General features: G+C 45.6%; 11 protein-coding genes. 7 read left to right on the top strand and 4 right to left on the bottom strand.

Annotated features, from left to right (window positions below):
• Together NW211_RS06450 and NW211_RS06445 are read right to left on the bottom strand one after the other, a co-directional pair.
• A partial coding sequence (locus NW211_RS06450; protein WP_258327312.1) for a bacteriophage abortive infection AbiH family protein occupies positions 1–846 on the bottom strand: 846 nt, incomplete at its 3' end.
• Between the two features lie 338 nt (positions 847–1,184).
• Positions 1,185–1,649, bottom strand: a complete 465-nt coding sequence (locus tag NW211_RS06445; RefSeq protein ID WP_022384518.1) for a helix-turn-helix domain-containing protein — start codon at positions 1,647–1,649, stop codon at positions 1,185–1,187.
• A 145-nt stretch (positions 1,650–1,794) separates the two neighbouring features.
• Here NW211_RS06445 and NW211_RS06440 point away from each other — a divergent pair, with 145 nt between their 5' ends.
• The 7 genes from NW211_RS06440 to NW211_RS06410 all read left to right on the top strand — a co-directional run bounded on the left by NW211_RS06440 (position 1,795) and on the right by NW211_RS06410 (position 8,705).
• On the top strand, positions 1,795–1,986 hold the full coding sequence (locus NW211_RS06440; RefSeq protein ID WP_087207580.1) for a hypothetical protein: 192 nt from the start codon (positions 1,795–1,797) through the stop codon (positions 1,984–1,986).
• A gap of 11 nt (positions 1,987–1,997) precedes the next feature.
• Positions 1,998–2,312, top strand: a complete 315-nt coding sequence (locus tag NW211_RS06435) for a hypothetical protein (RefSeq protein ID WP_258327311.1) — start codon at positions 1,998–2,000, stop codon at positions 2,310–2,312.
• 75 nt (positions 2,313–2,387) lie between these two features.
• Positions 2,388–2,591: a hypothetical protein gene (locus NW211_RS06430; protein WP_022384515.1), complete on the top strand. Its 204-nt coding sequence runs from the start codon at positions 2,388–2,390 to the stop codon at positions 2,589–2,591.
• Positions 2,588–5,878: a DNA primase gene (dnaG, locus tag NW211_RS06425; protein ID WP_258327310.1), complete on the top strand. Its 3,291-nt coding sequence runs from the start codon at positions 2,588–2,590 to the stop codon at positions 5,876–5,878. Before NW211_RS06430 ends, dnaG begins: the two co-directional genes overlap by 4 nt.
• Positions 5,879–6,109: 231 nt before the next feature.
• Positions 6,110–7,324 (top strand): ATP/GTP-binding protein, encoded by a 1,215-nt coding sequence (locus NW211_RS06420; RefSeq protein WP_258327318.1) that lies wholly within the window; start codon positions 6,110–6,112, stop codon positions 7,322–7,324.
• 2 nt (positions 7,325–7,326) lie between these two features.
• A complete protein-coding gene (locus NW211_RS06415; RefSeq protein ID WP_309249698.1) occupies positions 7,327–7,953 on the top strand; it encodes an RloB family protein in 627 nt (208 codons plus the stop codon).
• Positions 7,954–8,471: 518 nt separating this feature from the next.
• Positions 8,472–8,705, top strand: coding sequence for a helix-turn-helix domain-containing protein (locus NW211_RS06410; RefSeq protein ID WP_258327308.1), 234 nt, complete (start codon positions 8,472–8,474; stop codon positions 8,703–8,705).
• Between the two features lie 62 nt (positions 8,706–8,767).
• Here the strand turns inward: NW211_RS06410 and NW211_RS06405 are convergent, their stop codons facing one another.
• Together NW211_RS06405 and NW211_RS06400 are read right to left on the bottom strand one after the other, a co-directional pair.
• A complete protein-coding gene (locus NW211_RS06405; RefSeq protein ID WP_258327307.1) occupies positions 8,768–9,208 on the bottom strand; it encodes a hypothetical protein in 441 nt (146 codons plus the stop codon).
• A complete protein-coding gene (locus NW211_RS06400; protein ID WP_087207570.1) occupies positions 9,198–9,560 on the bottom strand; it encodes a DUF2958 domain-containing protein in 363 nt (120 codons plus the stop codon). Before NW211_RS06400 ends, NW211_RS06405 begins: the two co-directional genes overlap by 11 nt.

Here is a 9,560-nt window from a genome sequence, read left to right as displayed (position 1 = left end):
ATGTTTAAACTTTTCATTTTCTATTCCATCTTGTGTGTAGATAGGAGTTATCTTTACCTGAGAACAGATTTTTTTTGTGCTAAAGCCTAATTCTTCTATGTTCCTTATAAATTGATTAAATGCCTTTTTATCTTTTGTAATGCAATATATTTGTTTACATTTTGTGTGCCTAATTGATATTGCAGAGAAGAAGTTGTCAAAGTAATCAGAGTCTGGAATACTCATTGAGAATCCAAAAAAAACTACATATTCAGGTTCTAAAATATCATTTTCAAGGTTCGTTTTTGTGTAGGAACTGTTCAATTGCTTTATTATACATTTAAGATTCTCATTGTCTTTTACGTTATTAGGGATGCGTTTATAATCTATACCTACAATCATGTTCTGAGACTGAGACCATGTCATGAAATCATCCTTGAATGTATCATAAACGTATCGACCATGAACAAATATAAATTCTTTTCGTATTGCAAGGTCTACGAATTCATAGGGATAAGTATAATTAAAAGTATAAACTTTACTTTTTTCCGAAATGTTTTTCAAAAACGTGTACGCACAAGACGAGGCGTTTATATGTAGCTCTTTAGTTGTTTCGTCAGTAAAGAAATAAGAAAGTCTTTTTTTGAAAGCATGCCATTCGTTGTTAATTTCTTTAGCTTGATTCAAATCATAGGGTGTATTGCAGCTCCAATCTAAAATTTTTTTTCGTATATAGTTTTCAAAATCACTCCATCGTTTTCCTTTGTATGCAAAACAAAGAGGATTGTTACAATGAGCCTCAAAAGATAAATTAAGCCCTAAATCTAAGTCAAATCCATTACCTAATATGATTAAAGTTTTCTCCATTTATTCTTTACTTCATGTTGTTATAAAAACAGGCGGTAAGCTATGAAAGCCTACCGCCTAATTTTATTTAGTAATTACTACAATCGCTTAATCCTCGATGGCAGCTTGCGCCACTCTAATTAGATATTCATATTCAATGAGTTATGTACTATGTAGAAAACAAATAGCAAACAGTCTCGTGAATTTGATTTCTCTTATCGAGTTCCCATCGAATATCCAAACTCAATAGCTGTCGAAATGATAGCAATATATATTTGAAAACCAGATAACTACCGATATTGGTGTAAACATTCTGCGCTACTATGTGCCAATCATCATATTGACCACAGTATTCAATGTTACATATTTTGCCTCCTTTCTTTTAGTAATTCTATAATTGCGTCTTTGTCCTTCAGATTGGAGTCCAGACGGATAATTTGTGCATTCAGGCTATCTATCTGCTCCTTCAGTAGCTTGATAGTGCCGTTCAAGTTTTCCACCTTGGTCTGTTCGGCGGTAAGCTGGGCTGCAAGTCCGCTATCGCCAATGTTGTTATTGGCATCTCCCCCGTCCAATGCTACTGCCGCGAGGTATGCGGATATCTGGGGGTTGACCGGGCAGAACAAGGCGAAAAAATTAAAGTCCAACGCCTTGCAAGCCTTGACAAGCCGCTTGGTCTCCATCGTCTCCCTTTCCAGAAGGCGGTTGATATGCTGTTGGGGGATGCCAAGTCTGCGCCCAAGCTCGGACTTAGAAAGACCGAGTTCGTTGCGGCGTTGGTCAATAGCCTGCCCCACATGTACGTCTTTTATGTCTATATTCATGGGTCAAACCTTAAATTGCAATATTAAATCAACAATTATCAAACAAATATTTGGCTATATAAACCTTTTTATGTTATTTTGCCGATGATATAAATTGAATTAGCGACTACAAAGTTAAACATTAATCATTAAACAAACAAATATTATGGCAGAAAACATGGAAAAAATCCGTCCTGCGCTTGTCGCGCTCGAAGTTGGCGATGAAATCACCTTCCACATCTCCAGGCTGAAAAGCGTCCGAACCCAAGCCTCAGAACTTGGTGCCATCTACAACCGTCAGTTTAAGACACGGACGGACAGGGAGAAACAGACCATTACCGTAATGCGTACCTTGTAAATCCTGGATCTATGCAGTTCCTCCAGTTTTTAGACCGTCTAATCCCTTATGACACATTTCTGAATGACCTTGCGGCAAGGATTGTCAAGTACCTGAAATCCGACAATGCCGATCCGGAATTTGTCAGCCAGAGAAAGGCTTATGAGATGTTCGGCCGCCGGAATGTCGAAAGATGGAGATGGCAAGGGAAAGTGGTGTGCTACAAGAGACCCGGCAAAGTGGAATACAGGACGGCTGACCTCCGCCTCCTGCAACGCACGGTACAGGACTATTTCGACAACACTTCTTCTGGTATAAACAGAAATAGTTTAGATGCAAAGAAATAAGAAAACAATATCAGGATATGCCTGTGCTGTAACTTATGAGACCTACGGAACTGGCATACGAAAAAAATATAGCGAATGAGAGAATTAGTGCCAACATGTGACCCGGAAGGGGTTTATTCGGTCAAGCGTACTTGCGCAGAACTGGGTGTCAGTTACAAGACGCTTAGAAAATATAAGGCCAGCGGCTTGATAAAGCCGCTTAATCCCGATAATGCCAGCCGGCCAAAATATTCCGGCCAGTCCATAATTGATTGTTGGAAACTCCTGACAACCCTATGATAAGCGAGTCAACAATCAACAAGGTCAGGGAGCTTTCTATCGAGGATGTATTGGAGCCGTATGTCAGACTGTCAAGGAAAGGCTCGACCCTGATGGGCATTTGTCCGTTCCATGAGGAGCGGACAGGTTCTTTCTCTGTCAGTCCGGGAAAGAACCTGTTCCACTGTTTCAGCTGCAACCGTGGCGGCGATGCCATCACATTTATCATGGAGAAAGAGAACCTTTCCTTCATGGAAGCCATCGAGTTCCTGGCCAGACGGCACAATATTACTATTGAGTATGTGGAAGAGCAGGACAAGGAGATAGTTACAAAAAATCGGCACAAAGAAATGCTGCTTGCTACGCTCGGCTATGTACAAGACTTCTTTATAAGTAGTCTGCTGGCACCAGACAATGATGAAAGCCGCCTTGCCCGTGAATATGCTTACGGAAGATGGCCGGAAGAGTTCTGTTCGGTCGCAGGCATCGGGTACGCGCCGCGTGACGGAGGTGCGTTCATGGAGTTCTGCCGGACAAAAGGACTGGACGAGGATGTACTTTTCGAGCTGGGGCTGCTCCGGCGCGGAGATGACGGTCGTATGTATACCATGTTCAGACACAGGATAATGATTCCCATACGCAACAGATGGGGGCGCATCATCGCTTATACCGCCCGTTACATCGGGAACAATCCGAAAGCACCGAAATACATCAATTCGCCAAACAGTGCGATCTATGCCAAGGGAGAATGTCTGTTCGGCATAGACCGGGCGAGTCGGGAACGCAATGCGGAATACTTCATCATCGTGGAGGGGGCGCCTGACGTGTTGCGTATGCAGTCCGTCGGCTACGACAATACCGTGGCCGCATTGGGTACAGCATGGACGGACAGCCAGTTTGAGCAACTGAAAAAGTACACCACTTCATTATGCTTCATCCCTGATTCCGATGTCAGTGAAGGCAAACCCTTCGGACCGGGATTCGAGGCAGTCATGGCAAACGGGACAGCCGCTGTCAGGAAAGGTTTCCATGTAACCGTAAGGGAACTGCCGTTTGCCGAAATCCCCGTCGGTAAAAACAGCTGGGATGTGAAACCTGGAAAGAACGATGCAGACAATTTCATTCATTGCCGGGAGGATTACACTTCACTGAAAGAAAGGCTGTTTATTGTCTGGCTGGCACAGAAACGCTTTCTTGTTGCGGACTCTTTGATGGAAGAACGGAAATGCGTGTCAGAGATAGCCGACCTGATGCGCTATGTGAAAGACCAGCTGGTGTTTAACCAGTGTATTGACGAACTGGCCAAAATCTACGGAAAAGCCAAATTGTGGCGTGATGCCGTAACGCAAGCCCGTGGAGAGGCGCGGAAAAGGCAGGATAAACTTACGCCAATGGACGAGAGACAGCGTGAAGTGGAACTGCTTCGCCAGCATGGGCTGTTCATCAGGGAGAACTGTTATTACGCCACCGGGGATGACGATGAGGAGCCGTCAAGGATTTCCAACTTCATCATGGAACCGCTGTTTCACATCGAGGACGAGAACAACGGCACACGCATCTTCCGTATGCGCAACACCTATAATATATGCCGTGTCATTGAGCTGAGGGAGTCCGAATTGTGTTCGTTGAACAGCTTCCAACAGAAGGTCGGCTCCGTGGGCAACTATGTGTGGCTGGCCAAGATAGACAAGCTCAACCGTGTCAAGGAGTACCTGTATTCTAAGACAGACACGGCGGAACGTGTGCGCAAATTAGGATGGAACGCTACAGAGGGCTTCTTCGCCTTTGGGAACGGACTTCTTGCTGATGGAAAATTTCAAGCTGTGGATGACCTAGGCATTGTCCGTGGTGTCAGCGGAAAGGCGTACTACATTCCTGCCATGTCCAAAATCTACATTCATAACCCGGAGATTTTCCAGTTTGAGCGTCTGATGGTACACGAGAACCGCAACGGCATAAAGCTATACGATTATGTGAAACAACTGATGGAGGTATTCGGCGAGAACGCTACCGTTGCTTTCTGCTACCTGCTTTCCACTTTGTTCCGTGACATCGTTTTCAAACGGACACGCCATTTCCCCATTCTCAACCTATTCGGCGAGAAGGGAACAGGAAAGACAACGCTTGCCACTTCATTGCAGGCGTTTTTCCTGCACGGCGTTGACCCTCCTAACCTCGGTGTCACTTCCGTACCGGCCATGAACGACCGGGTTTCACAAGCGGTCAATACGCTCGTGGTACTTGACGAGTACAAGAACGATCTCGACATCCGTAAGATTGCTTATTTGAAAGGTCTTTGGGGAGGCGGTGGCCAGACAAAGAAAAACACGGGTGCGGACGGTATGGCGGCACAGACTATAGTCAGTACGGGCGTGGTCCTTTGCGGACAGGACAAGCCCACGCAGGATATGGCACTCTACACCCGTGTCCTGTTTCTCGCTTTTTCCAAGACCTCGTTCAGCCAAAAGGAGAAAAGCCGCTATGAAGATTTGGTAGCCTTGTGCAACTTGGGACTGACACACATGACCATAGAGATACTGAATCACCGGGAGTTGTTCGAGAAGAACTTTTCGGACACCTATTCCATCGTAAAACGGGAACTGGCCACCAAGATGGAAGAGGAGACGATACATGACCGAATTTTCGGCAATTGGGTAATTCCTTTGGCCACGTTCCGCACGTTGGAAACCGTGCTGGATGTGCCTTTCAGCTATACCGACCTGTTCGATACCGCAGTCAAAGGAATGTGCGTCCAGAACGAGCTTGCCCAAGAAAGTTCCGAAGTTGCCGATTTCTGGAACATGCTGCAAGGCTTCCAGACGATGGGTAAGTGCGTAGAGAAAGCGCATTACCGCATCCGTTACCTGAAGAGTTTCCGTCCGTTAGGGGGCAAGGAAGAAATCGAGTTTATGGAAGCACGTCCCATTCTTTACTTGAATATGGCAGCCGTGGCCTCTCTGTTCAATAGCCGTAACCAAAATGCCACGGCCAACCGCTCCAACTGGTCAACCATCATGTCCTACCTCAAATCGCATCCGTCATTCCTTGGGCTGAAGCAGGACAGGTTCACCATACTGTTACCAAATGGCCTGCCGGATTACGCGATAGAGATATCAGGCGGCGAACAGGTCAAGAAAGTCAAGGTCAACCGTCCGAAAGCGTTGTGTTTCGACTACTTACAGTTAAAGGAGGCCTTCGGTTTAGAATTGGAAATGGAAGTTGTTGCCGACACGGAGGTTTTGGATATTGAATCCGATAAGCCAAACAGCAATACGGATGAACTGCCACAAGGAGAACTGCCATTTTAATGGATATGTGGCCTACAGGCGTTTCGAGAAGCATTTTACCACAAAAGTACCGACCAAAATAGTGCAAAAATACCGATTGGAATGCCGCAAAATCCCGATTGGGTCTATTTTGAATAATTCAAAGTAAGGAAATAATTAAATCCAGAAGATATGAAAATCCAGCTATCTTTACCAAATACGGAAGAAAACTTGTATATTTGCAAAAAATCAGCAAATAACAAGGTTAAATGTATGATTCTCGAATTTTGTGTCAGTAATTTCCTGTCCGTAAAGGATGAGCTTAAACTATCCTTTGTGGCCACTACGCTAAAGGAATCCCTTTCGGAACCTAACGATGTCATTCCGCTTTCCGACATGGGATTGTCACTCGTGCGCAGTGCGGTGATTTATGGGGCAAACGCTTCTGGAAAAACAAATGTGCTGAAGGCCATCGCTTTTTACAAGCGCTTCATCATGGATTCGTTCAAGAACAGCCAGGCTGGTGAAAGCATAGACGTGGAGAACTTCCGCCTGAACATTTCCACCGTCCATGAACCGACCATGATGGAGGCCACCTTCGCCGTCGGTGAATACATCTACCGTTACGGCTTTGAGGTAGCCCCCAAAGCTATACATGCCGAATGGCTTTACCGCCGTATGAACAGGAAACGTGCCAAAGAGGTAGAGATATTCTACCGCGAAGGGGAAACAACCACCGTTCATGCTAAAAGCCCGTTGATACAGGATTTGGTCAACAAGAAAATGGTTCGCGGCAACGCGCTTCTTCTCTCCACTGCCGCCCAGTTCAACGAAACGACCGCCGTCAATATCCTGCATTGGCTTGGCGACACACAAGTCCTGTTCTGTAGCGAGGACGAGAAAATGTGGTCGCAAGCCATCAGGCATCTGGACGATGAAAAAATGCGTGAGCGTATTGTACGCTTCGCCAAGTACGCGGATTTGGGCATAGACAGCATAGCCAAGATTGACAACCGCATTGTGAGCAGCCATCGTCAGTACGATGATGAAGGAAAAGCGACCCATAATGTAGCCTTTTCGTTTAACGGAAACGAATCCGAGGGAACCATCAAATATTTCTCCTTGGCATATCCTATCATAGATGCGCTGGACAATGGCAAACGTCTGGTGGTGGATGAGCTTGACTCCAAACTCCATCCGTTGCTTGTGCGCAAGATTATCACGCTTTTCAACTCGGCGGAGACAAATCCCAAAGGAGCGCAACTGCTGTTTACCACTCATGACACGTTCCTGCTCAGTGCAGGTCTGTTCCGCAGAGACCAGGTATGGTTCACTCAAAAGGATAGTTTCGGCGCGACAGAAGCCTATTCGCTGGCCGAGTATAAAGTGCGTGGCAGTTCACCTTTCGAGCGGGATTACCTGCAAGGTAAGTTCGGTGCCACGCCCATTATAGGTGATATGGAAACAATATTTACGGCGGAGGGATGACCATGGGAAAGACAAAAACGAAAGACCATCGTTCCGCTTCATTGACACGCCGCCAAAGCACGAGAGAAGTAAAGCAGTCGTTTCTCATCGTATGTGAAGGTGTCCGCACGGAGCCGGATTATTTCAAGGCCTTCAGAATGACCGCCGCCACGGTAAAGGCGGTAGGCCAGGCAATGAACACGACCAGTCTTGTGAGCAAGGCCATTAGTATCCGTGACGCCGACCAAAAGAAGAAGTGGACTTATGACCAGTGCTGGGTAGTGTTCGACAAGGACGATTTTCCTGCAAAGGACTTCAATGAAGCCATTGCACTGGCCGAAAAAAACGGTTTCAAGGTGGCCTATAGCAACCAGGCGTTTGAATATTGGTTCCTGCTGCACTTCAATCTCTACAAAGGGGCGTTGCACAGGAACAGTTATGCCGACATGCTGTCAAGGCTTTCAGGAATACCCTATTCCAAGACGGAAGGATTCGGGGCTATTATGTATAACCGATTGCTCCACTTGCAGTCGCAGGCCATTAAGAATGCCTCTGCCGTTCTTGCCGATGTCTCACATGGTAATCCGGCTATGGAAGAATCTTCCACTACCGTACATCTGTTGGTAGAAGAATTGAACAAGTTTATCTGATTATGCTCGTTAAGGTCATCCTATGGATGGCCTTTATTTTATGGCATATTTCAAAATATAATCTGCACACATTTCAGGATTGACGTTGTTGACAAGATACAAGTTGCATCGTATCAGTTACTTGCATCAAAAACGATGCGTTGACAAACGTTGACAAGCGTTGACGCTTTTGAAAATCCTATGAATTTTGTAGCCAATGGTTGACAAAAACACACGTATCTATATTTATTCTTATTTCTATAAAAAAAGATAAAGTATTGAATAATAAGCATTTCTGGTAAGCTGTATAATCAAGTTTGTACATTGGCTTTCTTGTCAACCTTGTCAACGCTGAAATATATATGCCTATCTGTTTTTTAGATTTTTGTCCCGTTGCCATTTCATGTAAAGATGATTACCTTTCTGAACAGACGGACACATATTCCCTGAAAATCCTACAAACTACGTGGTATTCCCATGTTTAACCTGTTTCATTTTGATTTTCGGCATTGTATCTTTAATGCCAAAACAAAGTGGATATGGATATATGCAAACATTTTTCAGAGATAAAGCCGGAACAGTCGTATTCGGTGAGTGAAGCGGCGCGTTTCCTTGGCATACACCGATGTACCATCTATGATTACATTACCCATACGGAAAGGCCGTTGCCGTTCTTCCGGATGCAGGACAACCAGAGAATACAATTCCGTGGTGATGACCTGATTGCCTACAAGACTGCCGGCCTCCCGAAGAAAGGGCGCAAACGGAGATAGGATGAAAATTTCATAGCCTGCCACACCAATAGAGATATAGCAGGCCATGTTTGTATTCGTGGTCAATCTGCCAGCCCCCTGACCGCTTCAAGCAGTTTACAGACCATACCCTCCGCCGCTTCCATGTCGGCCAGTACATCCTTCATTCGGTAAGGTGCGCCATTTTTGCCGTGTCCGTTACCGTCCAGCCATAGATAGGCTTCCGAATCAGCGTCAAAACCCTCGTAATACTCTTCCATATCGCTTACCAGACTTTCAAGGCTGCGTCCTTGCATCGTGGCAGAAAAGAAGAAATCCTGTCCGGCAGGAGTGAATTGGGAAAACTCAAAAATGACGATATTCTTGTCCTGATGCTTCTCTGCATCCACATGCCATCCGTTTGCCTCTGCACATTGATGACTTCCTTTATAATCTTGTTTCTCGTTCGCATGGTTATTGATGTTTATGTCAGCCGTGGCACTCGGTTGATTGCACCACGGCTGACGGGTTATTTTAATGTTCAAATCTGGCTAAGAACTGTTGCAGACGGAAGTCCTGCAAGTTCTTTAACGGCGTAGGAGTAAAATTCTCCTGTAGCCTTACTTGTAGCTTACCCAAGCCTTGTGCCGTAAGGTCAAGCTCCACTTCCGACAATTCGTTAAGAGAGATATAGCCGTATTCGTCCTCCGCAAGTCCTACCACGATGCCAAAGAGGATAGTGTCGTTCTCTTCTCTCTCACCTTCAAGGATGAACCAGCGTACCGCTCCAAGAGCGAAGATGGCACGGCAAACCGCTTCTTTTCCCTTGCCGTCCTGGGAATAAAGGGGATAGCCTTCCAAGGCTTCCTCCAACCGAGGTGTCATCAGTCTGCTCAT

The organism is Barnesiella sp. ET7 (genome assembly GCF_024733785.1).
Taxonomy (GTDB): Bacteria; Bacteroidota; Bacteroidia; order Bacteroidales; family Barnesiellaceae; genus Barnesiella; species Barnesiella merdigallinarum.
Note: the sequence above shows the minus strand (reverse complement) of the source record. Positions and strands in the feature narration are given on the sequence as shown.

Excerpts from the sequence above, each read along its gene's own strand:
- NW211_RS06400 (WP_087207570.1), bottom strand. The coding sequence starts at position 9,560 with ATGAGCAGACTGATGACACCTCGGTTGGAGGAAGCCTTGGAAGGCTAT.
- NW211_RS06430 (WP_022384515.1), top strand. The coding sequence starts at position 2,388 with ATGAGAGAATTAGTGCCAACATGTGACCCGGAAGGGGTTTATTCGGTC.
- NW211_RS06410 (WP_258327308.1), top strand. The coding sequence starts at position 8,472 with ATGGATATATGCAAACATTTTTCAGAGATAAAGCCGGAACAGTCGTAT.
- NW211_RS06420 (WP_258327318.1), top strand. The coding sequence starts at position 6,110 with ATGATTCTCGAATTTTGTGTCAGTAATTTCCTGTCCGTAAAGGATGAG.
- NW211_RS06445 (WP_022384518.1), bottom strand. The coding sequence starts at position 1,649 with ATGAATATAGACATAAAAGACGTACATGTGGGGCAGGCTATTGACCAA.
- NW211_RS06435 (WP_258327311.1), top strand. The coding sequence starts at position 1,998 with ATGCAGTTCCTCCAGTTTTTAGACCGTCTAATCCCTTATGACACATTT.
- dnaG (WP_258327310.1), top strand. The coding sequence starts at position 2,588 with ATGATAAGCGAGTCAACAATCAACAAGGTCAGGGAGCTTTCTATCGAG.
- NW211_RS06440 (WP_087207580.1), top strand. The coding sequence starts at position 1,795 with ATGGCAGAAAACATGGAAAAAATCCGTCCTGCGCTTGTCGCGCTCGAA.
- NW211_RS06415 (WP_309249698.1), top strand. The coding sequence starts at position 7,327 with ATGGGAAAGACAAAAACGAAAGACCATCGTTCCGCTTCATTGACACGC.